This is a genomic window from Streptomyces sp. NPDC043176 (assembly GCF_056436715.1).
Genome location: NZ_JBWKCA010000005.1, coordinates 429,963 through 449,262, shown reverse-complemented (window position 1 = coordinate 449,262; position 19,300 = coordinate 429,963). Strand labels below are relative to the sequence as shown.

The following is a 19,300-nucleotide window of genomic DNA, read 5'->3' as shown; positions in this document are numbered from 1 at the left end:
AGTGCAGTCGCGAGGGTTTCGAGGTTTGTCGTCACACACGAACCAACGAGACCCTCGTTTCATGCGCCCGAAGACTTCGGACTTACTCGTCTAGGTCCTGTCCGGACAGGACCTGGGGGCGTCCTGTCGACTGAGGCCCGGGTACGGCCAAGCCCCGATACGACGAAGGCCCGGCTGCGGCCAAGCCCCGGCTGCGGCCAAGCCCCCGATACAGCTACAGCCGCCAAGCCCCCGATACGGCCACCGACCCCCCGGCACGGCGAACCCCCCGCACGGCGAACCCCCCGGCACGGCGAACCCCCCGGCACGGCGAAGCCCCCGGCACGGCGAAGGCCCCGGCGGCTCCTGGGGAAGGAGGCGGCGGGGCCTTCGGCGTACTGGGTGGGCTCGCACCCGCGTGGCGAACGCGTCCGCGTGCGAGTCCGTGTGGCCGTCGGGAGCGGGAGAGAGGGCCCGCTGGATCCCGTACGACCGGCTAGATCAGAGCTCAGCCCTGGAGGGCGGCAACCTTGGTGGCCAGCGCCGACTTCTTGTTGGCGGCGGCGTTCTTGTGGATGACACCCTTCGAGACAGCCTTGTCGAGCTGACGCGAGGCGGCGCGAGAGGCGATGGTGGCCTTCTCGAGGTCGCCGGCGGCGACAGCCTCACGGGCCTTGCGGATCGCGGTCTTGAGCGACGACTTGACGGCCTTGTTGCGCAGGCGCGCCTTCTCGTTGGTCTTGTTCCGCTTGATCTGGGACTTGATGTTCGCCACTGAAAGAGCCTTTACAGGTTCGATGTTCCTTCTGGATGTGATCTCGCAGGCTGAGAGGGCACACGAGACACAGCTGTCCACGTTACCAGTCACCCTCGGGGCCGCCCAAACCGGGCGCCGGGCGGCGGGCATGGGACCATGGAGCCTACGTATCGATCCGACATCGCCCCGAGACGAGACCCTGCGTGCCCGCGACTCCTACCAACGTGCCCGAGCCGAGCCGTACCGACCCGGCTCTGATCCGCAACTTCTGCATCATCGCGCACATCGACCACGGCAAGTCCACGCTCGCCGACCGGATGCTCCAGCTGACCGGTGTGGTCGACCAGCGGCAGATGCGTGCCCAGTACCTCGACCGCATGGACATCGAGCGGGAGCGCGGCATCACGATCAAGTCCCAGGCGGTCCGGCTGCCCTGGGCGCCCACGGACGGGCAGGGTGAGGGCCGGACGCACATCCTGAACATGATCGACACGCCCGGGCACGTCGACTTCACCTACGAGGTCTCTCGGTCGCTCGCGGCCTGTGAGGGCACGGTCCTGCTGGTCGACGCGGCGCAGGGCATCGAGGCGCAGACGCTGGCGAACCTCTACCTGGCGATGGAGAACGACCTCACCATCGTCCCGGTGCTGAACAAGATCGACCTGCCGGCGGCCCAGCCGGAGAAGTTCTCCGAGGAGCTGGCGAACCTCATCGGCTGCCAGCCGGAGGACGTCCTCAAGGTCTCCGCGAAGACCGGCATGGGCGTCGAGGCGCTGCTCGACCGGGTGGTCCGGGACGTTCCGGCTCCGGTCGGTGTGGCCGACGCCCCCGCCCGCGCGATGATCTTCGACTCCGTGTACGACTCGTACCGGGGCGTCGTGACGTACGTCCGAGTCGTCGACGGCCAGCTCAACAAGCGCGAGCGCATCAAGATGATGTCGACCGGCGCCACCCACGAGCTGCTGGAGATCGGTGTCTCGTCGCCGGAGATGACGTCGTCCGACGGTCTCGGCGTCGGCGAGGTCGGCTACCTCATCACCGGTGTGAAGGACGTCCGCCAGTCCAAGGTCGGTGACACGATCACCTCCCTGAACAAGGGCGCCACCGAGGCGCTCGGCGGTTACAAGGACCCCAAGCCGATGGTGTTCTCGGGTCTGTACCCGCTGGACGGCTCGGAGTACCCGGACCTGCGCGAGGCGCTCGACAAGCTGCAGCTCAACGACGCCGCGCTGGTGTACGAGCCGGAGACGTCCGCCGCGCTCGGCTTCGGCTTCCGCGTCGGCTTCCTCGGCCTGCTCCACCTCGACGTGATCCGCGAGCGACTGGAGCGCGAGTTCGGTCTCGACCTGATCGCCACCGCCCCCAACGTGGTCTACCGCGTGGTCATGGAGGACGGCAGCGAGCACACGGTCACGAACCCGAGCGAGTTCCCCGAGGGCAAGATCAACGACGTGTTCGAGCCCGTCGTGCGCGCGACGATCCTCGCCCCCAGCGAGTTCATCGGCGCGATCATGGAGCTCTGCCAGACCCGTCGCGGCACGCTGATCGGCATGGACTACCTCTCCGAGGACCGGGTGGAGATCCGCTACACCCTGCCCCTCGCCGAGATCGTCTTCGACTTCTTCGACCAGCTGAAGTCCAAGACCCGCGGTTACGCCTCCCTGGACTACGAGCCCACCGGCGAGCAGGCGTCCAGCCTGGTCAAGGTCGACATCCTGCTGCACGGCGACAAGGTGGACGCGTTCTCCGCCGTCACCCACAAGGACGCCGCGTACGCCTACGGCGTGCGGCTCGTCGCCAAGCTGCGCGAGCTCATCCCGCGGCAGGCCTTCGAGGTGCCGATCCAGGCGGCGATCGGCTCCCGGGTGATCGCCCGCGAGACCATCCGCGCCATCCGCAAGGACGTCCTCGCCAAGTGCTACGGCGGTGACATCTCCCGTAAGCGGAAGCTGCTGGAGAAGCAGAAGGAAGGCAAGAAGCGCATGAAGATGGTCGGCTCGGTGGAGGTGCCGCAGGAGGCCTTCATCGCCGTCCTGTCGAGCGACGAGTCCTCCGGCAAGAAGAAGTAGCAGGGCGCCGGGCAGGGCTGTCCTGCGCAAACGACGGGTCCACGCGCCGTGTGCGCGTGGGCCCGTTCGTTATGAAGCGACGCCCGGTAGGCCCTTACGCGCCGGACCTCGGGCCTCTACTCTGAACGCGGCTCGAAGGTTACTCGCCAGTTAGTTACGAACCACCAGAAGGCACCGCCGCCGCCCGGAGGACGTCGTGAGCGACACACAGACCCAGATCGAGAACCGGCCGCCCTCCGTGGCGTCCCTCTTCCTTACGCGCGTCGAGCGGACCCCGGATGCGGAGGCCTACCGCTATCCGGTTCCGGCCGCCTCCGGCGCCGGCCCGGACGAGTGGAAGTCGCTCAGCTGGGGACAGGCCGCCGAGCGGGTCTACGCGATCGCCGCCGGTCTCGTCGACCTCGGCGTACGGGCCGAGGAGCGGGTCGCCCTCGCCTCCTCCACCCGGGTCGAGTGGATCCTCGCCGACCTCGGTGTGATGTGCGCCGGCGCCGCGACCACGACGGTCTACCCGCAGACCAACGCCGAGGAGTCGGCGTTCATCCTGTCGGACTCGGAGTCGCGGGTCCTCATCGCCGAGGACGCCGCGCAGCTCGCCAAGGCGGTCGAGCGCCGCGGTGACCTGCCGGACCTCCACCACGTGGTCGTCGTCGACGCCACCGGCGTGGAGAGCGACGGAGAGTTCGTCCTCTCCCTCGCCGAGCTGGAGGCGCGTGGCAAGGCCTACCTGGAGAAGCATCCGGAGGCCGTCAAGGAGCGGGTCGCCGCGATCACCTCCACCCAGCTCGCCACCCTCATCTACACCTCGGGCACCACCGGCCGCCCCAAGGGCGTCCGCCTCCCGCACGACAACTGGTCGTACATGGCCAAGGCCATCGCCGCGACCGGCCTCGTCACCCAGGACGACGTGCAGTACCTGTGGCTGCCGCTCGCCCACGTCTTCGGCAAGGTGCTCACCTCGGGCCAGATCGAGGTCGGGCACGTCACCGCCGTCGACGGCCGCGTCGACAAGATCATCGAGAACCTGCCGGTGGTCCAGCCGACCTACATGGCCGCGGTGCCCCGCATCTTCGAGAAGGTCTACAACGGGGTCGCCGCCAAGGCCCGCGCCGCCGGCGGCGCCAAGTACAAGATCTTCCAGTGGGCGGCCGGTGTCGCCCGCGACTACGCCAAGACCACCCAGGACAACTTCCGCCGCACCGGCACCGCCTCCGCGCCGTTCGGCCTCTCGGCGAAGCACAAGGTCGCCGACGCGCTCGTCTACGGCAAGATCCGCGAGGCCTTCGGCGGCAACCTGCGCGCCTGCGTCTCCGGCTCCGCCGCGCTCGCTCCCGAGATCGGCTACTTCTTCGCCGGCGCCGGCATCCACGTCCTGGAGGGGTACGGCCTCACCGAGTCCTCCGCCGCCTCCTTCGTCAACCCCGGCGAGGCCTACCGCACCGGCACCGTCGGCAAGCCGCTCCCCGGCACCGAGGTCCGCATCGCCGACGACGGCGAGATCCTGCTGCGCGGCCCCGGCATCATGGAGGGCTACCACGGCCTGCCCGAGAAGACCGCCGAGGTCCTGGAGTCGGACGGCTGGTTCCACACCGGCGACATCGGCGAGCTGTCCGCCGACGGCTACCTCCGGATCACCGACCGCAAGAAGGACCTGATCAAGACGTCCGGCGGCAAGTACATCGCGCCGGCCGAGGTCGAGGGCCAGTTCAAGGCCGTCTGCCCGTTCGTCTCGAACATCCTGGTCCACGGCGCCGACCGGAACTTCTGCACCGCCCTGATCGCCCTCGACGAGCCCGCCATCCTCGGCTGGGCCGCCGAGCACGACCTCGCGGGCAGGACGTACGCCGAGGTCGTCGCCGACGCGCGCACCCAGAAGCTGATCCAGGGCTACGTCGACCGCCTCAACGAGGGTCTCCAGCGCTGGCAGACGATCAAGAAGTTCCGGCTGCTGCCCCGCGACCTCGACATCGAGCACGGCGAGCTCACCCCGTCGCTGAAGCTGAAGCGGCCGGTCGTCGAGCGCGAGTACAAGGACCTCATCGAGGAGATGTACGCGGGCTCCCGCGAGTCCTGATCCCCGTCGCACGACGGCCACCCCGGGCAGTACGGGACAATGGGGTCCATGCCTTCCGTACTGCCCGATGGTGAGCCCGTGCCCGACGACGGGGCGCTGCCCCCGCACGCCCTCGAAGGGGCCGGGGAGCGGCCGCTCGGGTTCTACCTGCACGTGCCGTACTGCGCCACGCGGTGCGGCTACTGCGACTTCAACACGTACACGGCGAGCGAGCTGCGCGGTACGGGCGGTGTGCTCGCCTCCCGGGACAACTACGCCGAGCAGGTCGTCGAGGAGGTCCGGCTCGCCCGGAAGGTCCTCGGTGACGACCCCAGGCCGGTGCGGACCGTCTTCGTCGGCGGCGGCACGCCGACGCTGCTCGCCGCCGGGGACCTCGTACGGATGCTGGGGGCGATCCGCGACGAGTTCGGGCTCGCGGACGACGCCGAGGTGACGACGGAGGCCAATCCGGAGTCCGTGAACCCGGCCTACCTCGCCGAGCTCCGTGAGGGCGGCTTCAACCGGATCTCCTTCGGCATGCAGAGCGCCAAACAGCACGTCCTCAAGATCCTCGACCGCACGCACACCCCGGGCCGCCCCGAGGCGTGCGTCGGCGAGGCGCGGGCCGCCGGCTTCGACCACGTCAACCTCGACCTCATCTACGGCACGCCCGGCGAGACCGACGACGACTGGCGCGCCTCCCTCGACGCGGCCATCGGCGCCGGGCCCGACCACGTCAGCGCCTACGCCCTCATCGTCGAGGAGGGCACGCAGCTCGCGCGCCGCATCCGCCGCGGCGAGGTGCCCATGACCGACGACGACGTGCACGCCGACCGCTACCTGATCGCCGACGCGGCCTTCGAGGCGGCCGGATTCTCCTGGTACGAGGTGTCCAACTGGGCCACCTCCGAGGCCGGGCGCTGCCTCCACAACGAGCTGTACTGGCGCGGCGCCGACTGGTGGGGCGCCGGCCCCGGCGCCCACTCCCACGTCGGCGGCGTCCGCTGGTGGAACGTCAAGCACCCCGGGGCGTACGCCGCCGCCCTCGCCGCCGGCAAGTCCCCGGGCGCCGGCCGCGAGCTCCTCTCCGACGAGGACCGCCGGGTCGAGCGGATCCTCCTGGAGCTCCGGCTGGAGGAGGGCGTCGAGCTGTCCCTCCTCAAGCCCGCCGGGCTCGCGGCGGCCGCCAGGGCCCTCGCCGACGGCCTCCTCGCCCCCGGGCCGTACGGCGCGGGGCGCGCGGTCCTCACCCTGCGCGGCCGGCTGCTCGCCGACGCGGTGGTGCGGGACCTGGTGGACTGAGACACCCCCGGAGCCTGCCCGGCCGCGGAGCCTGCCCGGTCCTGGAGCCTGCCCGGTCCTGGAGCCTGCCCGGTCCTGGGGCCTGCCCGGTCCTGGGGCCTGCCCGGCCGCGGAGCCTGCCCGGTCCTGGAGCCTGTCCGGAAGGTCCCGTCCGGCTCGCGGTCTTCCGGACCGGCCCTACGGGGCCGTCACGAAGTCGATCAGTTCCTCGACGCGGCCCAGCAGTTCGGGTTCCAGGTCCTTGTAGGAGCGGACGCGCTCGAGGATGGCCTGCCAGACGGCGCCGGTGTTGTCGGCGGGCCAGCCGAGGGCGCGGCAGGTGCCGGTCTTCCAGTCCTGGCCGTGGGGCACGGCGGGCCAGGCGGGGATGCCGAGCGAGGCGGGCTTCACCGCCTGCCAGATGTCGATGTAGGGGTGGCCGACGACGAGGACGTCCGGAGAGGTCACCCGGGCGGCGATCCGCGACTCCTTGGAGCCGGGGACCAGGTGGTCGACGAGGACGCCGAGGCGCGCGTCGGGTCCCGGACCGAAGTCCGCGACGACGGACGGCAGGTCGTCGACGCCCTCCAGGTACTCCACGACGACGCCCTCGATGCGCAGGTCGTCGCCCCAGACGCGTTCGACGAGCTCCGCGTCGTGGCGTCCCTCGACGTAGATGCGGCCCGCGCGTGCCACGCGCGCGCGTGCGCCGGGGACCGCGACCGAGCCGGAGGCCGTACGGGCCGGGCGTACCGGTCCGCCCGGCACCGGGCGGACCAGGGTGACGACCTTCCCCTCCAGGAGGAAGCCGCGCGGTTCCAGCGGGAAGACCCGGTGCTTGCCGAAGCGGTCCTCCAGGGTCACCGTCCCCGCCTCGCAGCGGATCACCGCCCCGCAGAATCCCGTGCCGACCTCCTCGACGACGAGGTCGGCGTCCGCGGGGACCTCCGGGACGGGCCTGGGCCGCTTCCAGGAGGGCGTCAGGTCCGGGTTGTAGCTACGCATGGGCTCCGATCCGTCCGGGCGCTGGGGCGGGGGTCCCGCCGGGGGCCCGGGGCCGTCCCCCGGGCGGGCGCGGCCGGGGCGGCGTCGGATCCGGCACCGGGCAGCGCATTCGGGCGACGTTATGCGACCGCGAAGCGCCTGGCCAGTTCCTCGCGTTGGCGTCGCACGAACGTGGCGTCGACGACGGCGCCGTGGCCGGGGACGTACACCGCGTCCTCGCCGCCCAGGGCGAGCAGCCGGTCCAGGGCGTCCGGCCAGCGGGAGGGGATCGCGTCGGGGCCGGCCTGCGGCTCGCCGGACTCCTCGACCAGGTCGCCGCAGAACACGACCTCGCGGCTGCCGGGAACGCACAGCGCCAGGTCGTGGCCCGTGTGGCCGGGCCCCACGTTCGCCAGGAGGACCTGGCGGCCGCCCAGGTCGAGCGTCCACTCGCCCGAGACGACGTGCCGCGGGGCGACCAGGACGTCCACCGCCTCCGCCGCCACCCGCGGGTCGACCCCCTGCCGTACGGCGTCCTCGCCGAGCTCCTCGCGGCCCCGGGAGGAGCCCATGAGGTCGTCCGAGCCGACCGCCCCGAAGACCTCCGCCCCGGCGAACGCCGCCGTGCCGAGGACGTGGTCGAAGTGGGGGTGACTGAGTGCGATATGCGTCACTCTCCGGCCCCCGGTGAGCGCCGTCACCTGCGCGCGCAGCCCGGCGCCCTCCGCGAGCGAGGACCCCGTGTCGTACAGCAGCACCGCCCGTGTGCCCAGGACCAGTCCGACCGTGGCGTCCCAGCCGGGCAGCCGCCGCCGGCCGACCCCGTCCGCGAGCCGCTCCCATCCGCATGCTTCCCAATCCGTGTCCATGAGGCGACGCTAGCCGCTGGGTGCGCCGCCTCCTTGCCAGGAGCGACGCCCGCCGCCGTACACTGACCGGGGATCGCTGGCACTCGGACCGGGTGAGTGCCAAAAGCGGAGCAACCGGAAACGACGACAGCTGGAGGTGCGCACGATGCTCAGCGAACGCAGACTCGAGGTGCTGCGCGCCATCGTCCAGGACTACGTCGGGACGGAGGAGCCCGTCGGCTCCAAGGCGCTCACCGAGCGGCACAAGCTCGGCGTCTCGCCCGCCACCGTGCGCAACGACATGGCGGTCCTGGAGGAAGAGGGCTACATCGCCCAGCCCCACACCAGTGCGGGCCGCATCCCGACCGACAAGGGCTACCGGCTCTTCGTCGACCGGCTGGCCGGCGTCAAGCCGCTGTCGACCCCCGAGCGGCGCGCCATCCACAACTTCCTCGACGGCGCCGTCGACCTGGACGACGTCGTCGGCCGCACGGTCCGGCTGCTCGCGCAGCTGACCCGCCAGGTCGCCGTCGTCCAGTACCCCTCGCTGACCCGTTCGACCGTCCGGCACGTGGAGCTGCTCTCGCTGGCCCCCGCGCGCCTGATGCTCGTCCTCATCACGGACACCGGCCGGGTCGAGCAGCGGGTCATCGACTGTCCCGCGCCCTTCGGCGAGGTCTCGCTCGCCGATCTGCGGGCCCGGCTCAACAGCAGGGTCGTCGGCCGCCGGTTCGCCGACGTGCCGCAGCTGGTGCAGGACCTCCCCGAGTCCTTCGAGGAGCCCGAGGACCGCGCCACGGTCTCCACCGTGCTCGCGACCCTCCTCGAAACCCTCGTGGAGGAGCACGAGGAGCGGCTGATGATCGGCGGCACCGCCAATCTCACCCGCTTCGGACACGACTTCCCCCTGATGATCAGGCCCGTCCTGGAAGCCCTCGAGGAGCAGGTCGTGCTCCTCAAGCTGCTCGGCGAGGCCAAGGAATCGGGCATGACCGTACGCATCGGGCACGAGAACGCCCACGAGGGGCTGAGCTCCACGTCCGTCGTCTCGGTCGGCTACGGTTCGGGCGGCGAGGCAGTCGCCAAACTCGGCGTGGTCGGACCGACCCGCATGGACTACCCCGGAACGATGGGAGCGGTACGCGCAGTGGCACGTTACGTCGGACAGATCCTGGCGGAGTCGTAAGTGGCCACGGACTACTACGCCGTACTCGGCGTGCGCCGCGACGCCTCCCAGGACGAGATCAAGAAGGCCTTCCGGAGGCTCGCCCGCGAGCTGCACCCGGACGTCAATCCCGATCCGAAGACGCAGGAACGCTTCAAGGAGATCAACGCCGCCTACGAGGTCCTCTCGGACCCGCAGAAGAAGCAGGTCTACGACCTCGGCGGCGACCCGCTCTCGGCCTCCGGCGGCGGCGGCGCGGGCGGCGGCTTCGGAGCCGGCGGCTTCGGCAACTTCTCCGACATCATGGACGCCTTCTTCGGCACGGCCTCGCAGCGCGGCCCGCGCTCGCGGACCCGCCGCGGCCAGGACGCCATGATCCGCCTGGAGATCGACCTCAACGAGGCGGCCTTCGGCACCACCAAGGACATCCAGGTCGACACGGCCGTCGTCTGCACGACCTGCTCGGGCGAGGGCGCCGCACCCGGCACCTCCGCGCAGACCTGCGACATGTGCCGCGGCCGCGGTGAGGTCTCCCAGGTCACCCGGTCCTTCCTGGGCCAGGTCATGACCTCCCGCCCCTGCCCGCAGTGCCAGGGCTTCGGCACCGTCGTCCCGACCCCGTGCCCCGAGTGCGCGGGCGACGGCCGGGTCCGGTCCCGCCGCACCCTCACGGTCAAGATCCCGGCCGGCGTCGACAACGGCACCCGCATCCAGCTCGCGGGCGAGGGCGAGGTCGGCCCCGGCGGCGGCCCCGCCGGGGACCTGTACGTGGAGATCCACGAGACGCCGCACGACACGTTCCAGCGGCGCGGCGACGACCTGCACTGCACGGTCACCATCCCGATGACCGCGGGCGCGCTCGGCACCAAGGTGCCGCTGCAGACCCTCGACGGCGTCGAGGAGATCGACATCCGCCCGGGCACGCAGTCCGGCCAGTCGATCCCCCTGCACGGCCGCGGCGTCACCCATCTGCGTGGCAACGGCCGGGGAGACCTGATCGTCCACGTCGAGGTGCAGACCCCCGGCAAGCTCGACGCGGAGCAGGAGCGGCTCCTGCGCGAGCTCGCCAAGCTGCGCGGCGAGGAGCGCCCGACGGGCCAGTTCCAGCCGGGGCAGCAGGGGCTGTTCTCGCGCTTGAAGGACGCGTTCAACGGGCGTTAGGACGCCTGGTCCGTACGCCTCGACGGCGGCGGGCGGTAGGGACGAGGGCGGTACTCGCGGAGGCGCGGGTGCCGCCTTCGTCCGTTTGCGGAGGCGTTGGTTCCATGACGTGACGTACGGATTCGGCCGGGAAGCAGGGGCATGACACGATGCCCATATGTCCACCACCGCACTGAACGATCTCTCTCGGTTTCCGATCGTGCAGGCCCCCATGGCGGGTGGTGCCTCCTGTCCGGAGCTCGTCGGGGCCGTGTGCGAGGCCGGGGCGCTCGGCTTCCTGGCGGGCGGCTACAAGACGGCCGGAGGCCTGTACCAGGAGATCAAGCAGCTGCGCGGGCTGACCGCGCGGCCCTTCGGCGTCAACCTGTTCATGCCGCAGGACGGCCGGCCGGCCGACCCCTCCGCGGTGGAGGTCTACCGGCACCAGCTCGCGGGCGAGGCCACCTGGTACGACACACCGCTGGGCGAGGCCGACGACAGCCGGGACGACGCCTACGACGCCAAGCTGGCGATCCTCCGGGAGGACCCGGTCCGCGTCGTCTCCTTCACCTTCGGCTGCCCGGAACCGGAGGTCCTCGCCTCCTTCGCACGGGTGGGTACGTTCACGATCGTGACCGTGACCTCGGCCGCCGAGGCCCTCGCCGCCGAACGGGCGGGCGCCGACGCCGTGTGCGTGCAGGGCGTCGAGGCGGGCGGACACCAGGGGACGCACCGCGACGACCCCGCCGACGACGGAGCCCCGGGCACCGGCCTGCTCGCCCTCGTCACCCAGGTCCGCGAGCGCGTCGGGCTGCCGATCGTCGCCACCGGCGGGATCATGCGCGGCGCGCAGATCGCCGCGGTCCTGGCCGCCGGGGCCGACGCCGCCCAGCTCGGCACCGCCTTCCTCGGCTGCCCCGAATCGGGCGCCCACCCGCTGCACAAGCGGGCCCTGACCGACCCGCTGTTCACCCGGACCGCCCTCACCCGGGCCTTCTCCGGCCGGCCGGCGCGCGGCCTGGTCAACCGCTTCATGCGCGAGCACGGGCCGTACGCCCCCGCCGCCTACCCCGAGATCCACCACCTCACCGCCCCGATCCGCAAGGCCGCCGCGGCCGCGGGCGACGCCCAGGGCATGGCCCTGTGGGCCGGTCAGGGCCACCGCCTCGCCCGCGCGCTGCCCGCCGGGGAGCTGGTGGAGGTGCTGGCCGCCGAACTCCACACCGCCCTCTCCGAGATCGCCCACAGGAGCGCTTCATGACCGCACCCGTCTTCGTCGTCGACGCCATCCCCGACACCCGGCTCTTCGTCCTGGACGGGCCCGAGGGCCGGCACGCCGTCTCCGTGAAGCGGCTGAACCCGGGGGAGGCCGTCGTCCTGACCGACGGCCGTGGCCGCTGGGCCGACTGCGTGGTGGTCGCGGCGGAGGGCAAGGACCGGCTGACCGTGGAGTTCTCGTCCGTGTCCGAGGACCCGCAGGAGGAGCCGCGCATCACCGTCGTCCAGGCGCTCCCGAAGGGCGACCGGGGCGAGCTCGCCGTCGAGACCATGACGGAGACCGGCGTGGACGCGATCGTCCCGTGGGCCGCGGCCCGCTGCATCACCCAGTGGAAGGGCGACCGGGGCCTCAAGGCGCTCGCCAAGTGGCGGTCCACCGCGCGCGAGGCCGGCAAGCAGTCGCGCCGCACCCGCTTCCCCGAGGTCGCCGACCTGATGAGTACGAAGCAGGTCGCCGCGCTCCTCGCCGGGGCCGACTTCGCGGCCGTCCTGCACGAGGACCGCGACCACCCCAGCGGCGCGCTCGCCACCGCCGAACTCCCGGAGAAGGGCTCGATCGTCCTGGTCGTCGGCCCCGAGGGCGGGGTCTCACCGGACGAGCTGGCGGCCTTCGAGGCGGCCGGCGCGAAGCCGTACCGCCTCGGCCGCAGCGTCCTGCGCACCTCCACCGCGGGCACCGCGGCGACGGCCCTCGTCCTGGGCCGCACGGGCCGCTGGAGCTAGACGGCGCCTTGCCGATCACGCCGGGCTCGCGGGGCCTGATCGACGAGGAAACCTAGGGCCTGTCCGGCGGGGCCCCCGCGCCCGTGTCCCTGCCCGCCGCCACGGTGTCGTAGAGGGGCCAGGCGTCCTCCTCGTGGACGCCGTGGACGGTCGGGAGGAGGCCGCGGGTCGCGGCCTCCTCGAGGAAGCGGCGTACGACGCCCGGCTTGTTGAGGTTCAGGACGGCGCCGCCGGTGGAGGCCACGTCGCCCTGGCCGAAGGGGTATCCGGCCACGATGCGGCCGGGGCCGTCGCGGAAGACGAGCCGGAGCTGCGCGTGCGGGTGCTCCGCGCGGCGCAGGGAGAGCACCGTCCGGCAGTCGGGGTGCCGGTGGCGGACGTTCCAGAGCCACACGGTGCCGTCCACGGTCAGTCTGCGCGGCGCGCTTTCGCGTCTCATGCCGCGCACCCTACGCGGCACGCCTTCCGCCGCACCCGGTGGACAGCGGCCCCCCGGCGCTCCTTAGGCTGACCGCATGGCCGACGAGTCCCCTCTGATCCGCAGTCTGCGCGCCGCCGTGGCCGCCGCACCGGGTGACGTACCCCTGCGTCTCCACTTCGCCGAACTCCTCCTCTCCGAGGGGCGGAACGACGAGGCCGTCGCCGAGGCGGCGGTCGCGCTCCAGCACGTGCCCGGGGACGCGGACGCGCGGGCGCTCATGGTGCGGGCGATGGGCCTGCCGCCGGCTTCCGGTCCCGCGCCCGGCCCGGCGGCCGGGCCCGCGCAGACCTCCGCGTCCGACCCCGTGCCGGGGCCCGCTCAGGCTCCCGCTCCCGCTCCCGAGCAGCCTTCCGCTCACGACGAGCCCTCCGTGTCCGCTCCGGCTGCCGAGGAGCCCGCCGGGCACGTACCCGACTTCGACTGGGCCGCGGCCGAGCAGCAGGTGCAGGACGTGGTGGGGCCCCGGTTCCTGGAGGCCCCGCAGGCGGACGGCGGCGAGGGGACCGCGGGGGACGCCGCGGCGTGGGACGTGGACGCGCCCGGGGCGGTGCGGCTGGCCGACGTCGGGGGCATGGAGGAGGTCAAGGACCGCCTGGAGGCCGCGTTCCTCGCGCCGATGCGCAACCCCGAACTGCGCAGGCTGTACGGCAAGTCGCTGCGCGGCGGGCTGCTGCTCTACGGGCCGCCCGGCTGCGGCAAGACGTTCATCGCGCGGGCCGTCGCGGGCGAACTGGGCGCGAACTTCCTCACCGTGTCGCTCTCCGACGTCCTGGACATGTGGATCGGGGCCTCGGAGAAGAACATCCACGACATCTTCGAGACCGCCCGCCGCCAGGCACCGTGCGTCGTCTTCCTCGACGAGCTGGACGCACTCGGCGCCAAGCGCTCGCGCACGCACCACAGCGGTCTGCGCAACGTCGTCAACCAGCTGCTCACCGAGCTCGACGGCATCGCGAGCGGCGCGGGCAACGAGGGCGTCTTCGTGCTCGCGGCCACCAACGTGCCCTGGGACGTCGACATCGCCCTGCGCCGACCCGGCCGCCTCGACCGCACCCTGCTGGTGCTGCCGCCGGACGCCAGGGCCCGGGAGGCGATCCTCCGCTACCACCTGCGCGAGCGGCCGATCGAGGCCGTCGACCTCGGCAAGCTCGTCAAGGCCACCGAGGACTTCTCCGGCGCCGACCTCGCCCACGTGTGCGAGTCCGCCGCCGAGGCCGCGCTCCTGGACTCCGCCCGCACCGGCTCCGTACGGCTGATCACCACCAAGGACCTGCTCGGCGCGGCCAAGCAGATCAAGCCGTCCACGGAGCCGTGGTTCGCCGCGGCCCGCAACGTCGCCATGTTCGCCAACGAGGGCGGCCTGTACGACGACCTCCTGGCCCACCTCAAGCGGAAGCGCAAGCTGTGACCGCCCCGGGCGGCCCGACCGCGCTCCTGCGCGCCGAGGCGTTGTACGACACCGGGCGGTACGCGCAGGCCGGGGCCCTGGTCGCCCAGCACCTGGCGAGCGAACCCGAGGACGCCGAGGCGCTCGTGCTGCTCGCCCGCTGCCACCACCGCAGCGGTGAGGGGCCCGCCGCCCTGGCCGCGGTGGACCAGGCGCTGCGGGCGCAGCCGGACCTGCTCGGGGGCTGGCTGATGCGCGTGCACATCCTGCTCGCCGCCAAGCGGTTCCCGGAGGCCGAGGCCTCCGCGCGGCACTCGGTCGAACTCGCCCCGCAGTACTGGGGCACCCACTACGCGCTCGGCACGGTCCTCGCGGAGCACGGCGAGCGCGCGCGTACCCCCGGGCGCACCGTCGAGGCGTACGAGGCGGCCAGGACCGCCGTGGCCCTCGCGCCCGAGGAGGACGCGGCCCACTTCCTGGTGGGCCTGACCGCCCAGCGCCGGGGCGACCGGGTCACAGCGCAGCGGGCGTACGAGACGACGCTGCGGCTCAACCCGCAGAGCAGCGAGGCCCACAACAACCTGTCGCTGCTGCGGCTGCGGCGCCGCTGGTTCCGGCGGGGCGCGTGGACGCAGGCCGCCGAGGGCTTCGTGGCGTCCGCCGCGCTCGACCTCCAGGACCGCAAGGCCCGCTACAACCTGGAGGCCATGGCGTGGAGCACGGTCGCCGGGGCCCGCTGGGTGGCGCTGCTCGGCTTCCTCGCCTCGGTGTTCGGTGCCGCTCCGCTGCGCGAGGGGGCCACCGGGGCCGCCGCGTTCGTGCCCTTCGCGATCGGCGTGGGCGTGCTCGTCGGCGCCTGGGGCGGCTGGGCGCTGTGGATGGCCCGGCGGGTGCCGCCCCGGCTGCGCCGTCCGATCCTGCTGGTCGCGCGCGCGTGCCGGCCGGTGATCGCGATGGCCGCCGCCGCCGGGCTGCTCGGCCTGTACTCGGCGGTGTCGATGACCCTGTGGGCGTTCGACGCGGGGGTGATCGGCGGGCTGGGCACGCCGCTGTTCTGGGCCGTCGTCATCACGTACTGGGTGAGCCGCTCGGCCCTGAACCGGCGCGCGCCCAAGGACTGACCGGGACGCGCCACCGGGGAAGCGGTGATGTCGGGGGCGGCCGATAGCATGCGCGTGTACTGACCGACGGAGGCGAGGAGGCCCGGGCCATGGCCGGAGAGCCGCAGAGCGACTGCCTGTTCTGCAAGATCGTGGCGGGGGAGGTGCCCGCGACGATCGTCCGCGAGAGCGAGACGACCCTGGCGTTCCGCGACATCAACCCGCAGGCACCCACGCACGTCCTCGTGATCCCGCGCCTCCACTACCCGGACGCCGCCTCGCTGGCCGCCGCCGCGCCGACCGTCGCGGCCGACGTCCTGCGCGAGGCCGGCGAGGTCGCCGCCCAGGAGAAGGTCGACGGCCACGGCTTCCGGATCGTCTTCAACACCGGCGCGGGCGCGGGACAGACCGTCTTCCACGCCCACGCGCACGTGCTGGGCGGCCGCGGCCTCAACTGGCCCCCCGGGTAACCCGTGTCCGTACGCGAACTGGTCGTGCTCGGGACCGCCAGCCAGGTCCCGACCCGGCACCGCAACCACAACGGCTACCTGCTGCGCTGGGACGGCCAGGGCATCCTCTTCGACCCCGGCGAGGGCACCCAGCGCCAGATGCTGAGGGCCGGGGTCGCCGCGCACGACCTCGACCGGATCTGCGTGACGCACTTCCACGGCGACCACTCGCTCGGCCTGGCCGGGGTGATCCAGCGGATCAACCTCGACCAGGTCCCGCACCCGGTCACCGCCCACTACCCGGCGAGCGGGCAGCACTTCTTCGAGCGGCTGCGGTACGCCACGGCGTACCGGGAGACCGTGAAGCTGACCGAGTCGCCCGTCGCCGCCGACGGGCCGCTCGCCGTCACCGAGGCGTACACCCTCGACGCGCGCCGGCTCTCGCACCCCGTCGAGTCCTACGGCTACCGGCTGACCGAGCCCGACGGGCGCCGCATCCTGCCCGAGAAGCTGGCCGCGCACGGCATCAAGGGTCCCGACGTGGGCCGGATCCAGCGCGACGGCGTCCTGGACGGCGTGACGCTCGACGAGGTCAGCGAGGTCCGGCGGGGCCAGCGCTTCGCCTTCGTCATGGACACCCGCCTCTGCGACGGGGTGCACGCCCTCGCCGAGGGCGCCGACATGCTCGTCATCGAGTCGACCTTCCTCGACGAGGACGTCCGACTCGCCACCGACCACGGTCATCTGACGGCCGGACAGGCCGCGACGGTCGCGCGGGAAGCGGGGGTGCGGCATCTCGTCCTCACCCACTTCTCGCAGCGCTACTCCGACCCGGCGGAGTTCGAGCGGCAGGCGCGGGCGGCCGGGTTCGACGGCGAGCTGAGCATTGCCCAGGACCTCATGAGGGTCCCCCTTCCGAAGAGATAGAGCACCACCCATGCACCTCCCGGTGGCCCTTCCCAAGGCCGAACTGCACCTCCACATCGAAGGCACCCTCGAACCCGAGCTGGCCTTCGCGCTCGCCGCGCGCAACGGCGTCACCCTGCCGTACGCGGACACCGCCGCCCTGCGCGAGGCGTACCGCTTCAGCGACCTCCAGTCCTTCCTGGACCTCTACTACGGCCTGATGGCGGTGCTGCGCACCGCCGAGGACTTCACGGAACTCGCCGACGCGTACCTGGAGCGGGCCGCTGCGCAGGGCGTCCGGCACGCCGAGATCTTCTTCGACCCGCAGGCGCACACCGCCCGCGGCGTCCCGATCGGGACCGTGATCGAGGGCCTGGGCGCCTCCCTCGACCGCGCCGAGGAGCGGTACGGGATCTCGACGCGGCTCATCCTGTGCTTCCTGCGCGACGAGTCGGCCGAGTCGGCGCTCGCGACCCTGGAGGCCGCGAGGCCGTACCTGGACCGGATCACCGGCGTCGGCCTGGACTCGGCCGAGGTCGGCCACCCGCCGGCCAAGTTCCGCGAGGTGTACGAGGAGGCCGCCCGGCTCGGCCTGCGCCGCGTCGCCCACGCCGGCGAGGAGGGCCCCGCCGCCTACGTCCGGGAGGCCCTGGACGTGCTCGGCGCGGAGCGGATCGACCACGGTCTGCGCTGCATGGAGGACCCGGACCTCGTCGAACGGCTGGCCCGCGAGCGGGTCCCGCTGACGCTGTGCCCCTTCTCGAACGTCCGGCTCCGCGTCGTCGACACCCTCGCCGACCACCCGCTCCGCACGATGATGGCGGCGGGCCTCCTCGTCACCGTCAACTCCGACGACCCCGCGTACTTCGGGGGGTACGCGGGCGACAACTTCACCGGGGTGCGGGAGGCGCTGGGCCTGTCGCCGGAACAGCTCCGCGAGCTGGCGAGGAACTCGTTCGAGGCGTCCTTCCTGGAGGACGACGAGCCGCGCAGGGCGCGGTACCTGGCGGAGGTGGCGGCGTACGAGTTCGGGGCCGCCGGCTAGCCGGGCGGCCGGGCGCCGGCGCGGGCCGGTGCGGGGGCCGCGCCCGCGGCGGCAGGACGGCCGCTCACCCCCGGCCGTTCGGCCTCGCCGGGCCGAACGCCGCTCACCCCCGGCCGTTCGGCCTCGCCAGGCCGAACGCCGCCCGCCTGCGGCCCGCGGTGGCCGGCACCGGGATCGGTGCCACCGGCTGCTCCGGCGCGCCCATCTGCGGGACCAGGCCGGTGGCCGGGCCCCTGCCCGCGAGGACCGCCGCCGGTGCGCCGCCGCGACGGCGGATCGAGCCCGGGACCAGGGGACGGCCGGAGGCGTGGCGTGCGACGGCCGTCATGGGGGCCGCGACCAGGACGAGCAGGGCGCAGAGGACGGCGCCCATGCCCGGGTAGCCGGCGCCCTCCGAGAGGAGGCTGCCGACGACGGGGCCGCAGGCCACGCCGAGGGAGGACGCCGAGCCGACCAGGACGGCCCAGCGGCCGCGCGGGTCGAGGGAGGCGGCGAGGCCCAGGAGGTACGACAGGACGACCGGGTAGAGGGCGTTCCACAGGATCTCGCCGGCCGCGAAGGACGCCAGGCTCCCGGCGGCCGAACTCAGCAGCACGCACCCGGCGATGAGGACGGTGCCCACCCCGATCGGGACCGCGCGGCCGAGACGCGCGCCGAGCGCGCCCGCCGCCGTGACCCCGGCGAGCCCCGCGCCGAGCGCCGCCGCGAAGACCGCGCCCACGGTGACCTCGGAGAGTCCGGCCTGGGTGATCCCGATGCGGCCGCTGACGCCCCAGAGCGCGTTCTGCGCGAGGGACCAGCACAGGATGCCCCCGGCGAGCACGGCCCCGGCCCGGCGGTACGGCAGCGGGCCCGTGGGGGCGCCGCGTCGTTCCGCGCCGTCACGCGCGTGCGTGGCGCCCGGGAGGCGGCCGGTCAGGGGCCACACCAGGGCGGCCGCGCAGGCGATCGCGAGCAGGGGCGCGGCGTGACCGCCGCCCAGGTGCGGAAGCGTCAGATAGAGGGCGCCCGCCGTGGCCGACACCGTCAGGAGGCCCAGCGTGGACGCCCGGTGCGGGTCCCGCTGCCCGGCGATCCCGGCAGCGGCCACCGCCGTCGCCGTGCCCGAGCCGATGCCGCCGACGACCGCGCCCGCGACCACCAGCGGCACGGTGCCGGTCGCGGCGGCGGAGCCGTATCCGACGGCCATCGCGAGCAGGCCCGCGCGGGCCGCCGTGCGGGGCGCGACGCGGTCGCCTCGCGCGGCGAGGGCGAATCCGGCGGACGAGGAACCGAGCAGCAGCACGGAGCCGACCAGACCGGCCTGCGCGGGGGTCAGGCCGAGCCCGGCGGAGAGCCGGCCGACGACGGTCGGCAGCAGGTACGGGGCGAGGTAGCCGGCCGTGAAGAGGGTGACGAGGGCGACGAGGGCCCCCGGGCCGCGAGTCCGCGACGACATGGGCGTTCCCAGGAACAGGAAAAGGGGAGGGTGGAGCGCCCGGTGGTGCGGGGAACACGGGGTCGCGGAACCATGTGTATCAAGCAGGTGCTCGCCCGGAGAAGGCGGTATCCGCCCGTTCGTCACGTGATCTGGGTCACCATCGGTTTCCCTTGGGGAATCCCGGGTAGGAACGGTGTTCGTCGCTGCGTCCCACCCGTCACCCACCCCCCATCGG

General features: G+C 73.0%; 17 protein-coding genes. 12 read left to right on the top strand and 5 right to left on the bottom strand.

Features of this window, described 5'->3' with window-relative positions; genetic code table 11:
• Nucleotides 1-487 precede the first annotated feature (487 nt).
• The gene (rpsT, locus tag AC067A_RS11380; protein ID WP_367824803.1) at nt 488-754 is read right to left on the bottom strand and encodes a 30S ribosomal protein S20; all 267 of its coding nucleotides are present in this window, start codon (nt 752-754) and stop codon (nt 488-490) included.
• Nucleotides 755-939: 185 nt separating this feature from the next.
• Here rpsT and lepA point away from each other — a divergent pair, with 185 nt between their 5' ends.
• The 3 genes from lepA to hemW all read left to right on the top strand — a co-directional run bounded on the left by lepA (nt 940) and on the right by hemW (nt 6,160).
• Nucleotides 940-2,805, top strand: a complete 1,866-nt coding sequence (gene lepA / locus AC067A_RS11375) for a translation elongation factor 4 (protein ID WP_478617775.1) — start codon at nt 940-942, stop codon at nt 2,803-2,805.
• Between the two features lie 196 nt (nt 2,806-3,001).
• Complete coding sequence (locus tag AC067A_RS11370; RefSeq protein ID WP_478617773.1) at nt 3,002-4,879, top strand: AMP-dependent synthetase/ligase; 1,878 nt, start codon at nt 3,002-3,004, stop codon at nt 4,877-4,879.
• 39 nt (nt 4,880-4,918) lie between these two features.
• Nucleotides 4,919-6,160, top strand: coding sequence for a radical SAM family heme chaperone HemW (gene hemW, locus AC067A_RS11365; protein ID WP_478617770.1), 1,242 nt, complete (start codon nt 4,919-4,921; stop codon nt 6,158-6,160).
• Between the two features lie 177 nt (nt 6,161-6,337).
• Here hemW and AC067A_RS11360 read toward each other — a convergent pair whose 3' ends face one another.
• Both AC067A_RS11360 and AC067A_RS11355 read right to left on the bottom strand, forming a co-directional pair.
• Entirely contained in the window at nt 6,338-7,144 is an 807-nt protein-coding gene (locus tag AC067A_RS11360) for a DUF3097 domain-containing protein (protein ID WP_478617767.1), read from the bottom strand.
• A gap of 119 nt (nt 7,145-7,263) precedes the next feature.
• Nucleotides 7,264-7,992 (bottom strand): MBL fold metallo-hydrolase, encoded by a 729-nt coding sequence (locus AC067A_RS11355; protein WP_478617764.1) that lies wholly within the window; start codon nt 7,990-7,992, stop codon nt 7,264-7,266.
• A 145-nt stretch (nt 7,993-8,137) separates the two neighbouring features.
• Between AC067A_RS11355 and hrcA the strand changes: the two genes are divergently transcribed.
• The 4 genes from hrcA to AC067A_RS11335 all read left to right on the top strand — a co-directional run bounded on the left by hrcA (nt 8,138) and on the right by AC067A_RS11335 (nt 12,277).
• The gene (gene hrcA / locus AC067A_RS11350) at nt 8,138-9,157 is read left to right on the top strand and encodes a heat-inducible transcriptional repressor HrcA (RefSeq protein WP_478617761.1); all 1,020 of its coding nucleotides are present in this window, start codon (nt 8,138-8,140) and stop codon (nt 9,155-9,157) included.
• Nucleotides 9,158-10,297, top strand: coding sequence for a molecular chaperone DnaJ (gene dnaJ / locus AC067A_RS11345; protein WP_478617758.1), 1,140 nt, complete (start codon nt 9,158-9,160; stop codon nt 10,295-10,297).
• Between the two features lie 157 nt (nt 10,298-10,454).
• On the top strand, nt 10,455-11,537 hold the full coding sequence (locus AC067A_RS11340) for a nitronate monooxygenase (protein WP_478617755.1): 1,083 nt from the start codon (nt 10,455-10,457) through the stop codon (nt 11,535-11,537).
• Nucleotides 11,534-12,277, top strand: a complete 744-nt coding sequence (locus AC067A_RS11335; protein ID WP_478617752.1) for a 16S rRNA (uracil(1498)-N(3))-methyltransferase — start codon at nt 11,534-11,536, stop codon at nt 12,275-12,277. Before AC067A_RS11340 ends, AC067A_RS11335 begins: the two co-directional genes overlap by 4 nt.
• A gap of 52 nt (nt 12,278-12,329) precedes the next feature.
• Here AC067A_RS11335 and AC067A_RS11330 read toward each other — a convergent pair whose 3' ends face one another.
• Complete coding sequence (locus AC067A_RS11330; protein ID WP_478617749.1) at nt 12,330-12,716, bottom strand: hypothetical protein; 387 nt, start codon at nt 12,714-12,716, stop codon at nt 12,330-12,332.
• Nucleotides 12,717-12,792: 76 nt separating this feature from the next.
• On the opposite strand from AC067A_RS11330, the gene AC067A_RS11325 reads away from it, so the two are divergent.
• The 5 genes from AC067A_RS11325 to AC067A_RS11305 all read left to right on the top strand — a co-directional run bounded on the left by AC067A_RS11325 (nt 12,793) and on the right by AC067A_RS11305 (nt 17,645).
• The gene (locus AC067A_RS11325; protein WP_478617747.1) at nt 12,793-14,166 is read left to right on the top strand and encodes an ATP-binding protein; all 1,374 of its coding nucleotides are present in this window, start codon (nt 12,793-12,795) and stop codon (nt 14,164-14,166) included.
• On the top strand, nt 14,163-15,266 hold the full coding sequence (locus tag AC067A_RS11320) for a tetratricopeptide repeat protein (RefSeq protein ID WP_478617744.1): 1,104 nt from the start codon (nt 14,163-14,165) through the stop codon (nt 15,264-15,266). Before AC067A_RS11325 ends, AC067A_RS11320 begins: the two co-directional genes overlap by 4 nt.
• Before the next feature lie 89 nt (nt 15,267-15,355).
• Nucleotides 15,356-15,715 carry a histidine triad nucleotide-binding protein gene (locus AC067A_RS11315; protein ID WP_478617742.1) on the top strand — a complete coding sequence of 120 codons (360 nt, stop codon included), beginning with the start codon at nt 15,356-15,358 and terminating at the stop codon, nt 15,713-15,715.
• Between the two features lie 3 nt (nt 15,716-15,718).
• Complete coding sequence (locus AC067A_RS11310) at nt 15,719-16,621, top strand: ribonuclease Z (protein WP_478617739.1); 903 nt, start codon at nt 15,719-15,721, stop codon at nt 16,619-16,621.
• A gap of 10 nt (nt 16,622-16,631) precedes the next feature.
• Nucleotides 16,632-17,645, top strand: coding sequence for an adenosine deaminase (locus tag AC067A_RS11305; protein WP_478617736.1), 1,014 nt, complete (start codon nt 16,632-16,634; stop codon nt 17,643-17,645).
• Between the two features lie 103 nt (nt 17,646-17,748).
• Here AC067A_RS11305 and AC067A_RS11300 read toward each other — a convergent pair whose 3' ends face one another.
• Nucleotides 17,749-19,083 carry an MFS transporter gene (locus AC067A_RS11300; protein WP_478617733.1) on the bottom strand — a complete coding sequence of 445 codons (1,335 nt, stop codon included), beginning with the start codon at nt 19,081-19,083 and terminating at the stop codon, nt 17,749-17,751.
• Between the last annotated feature and the right edge of the window lie 217 nt (nt 19,084-19,300).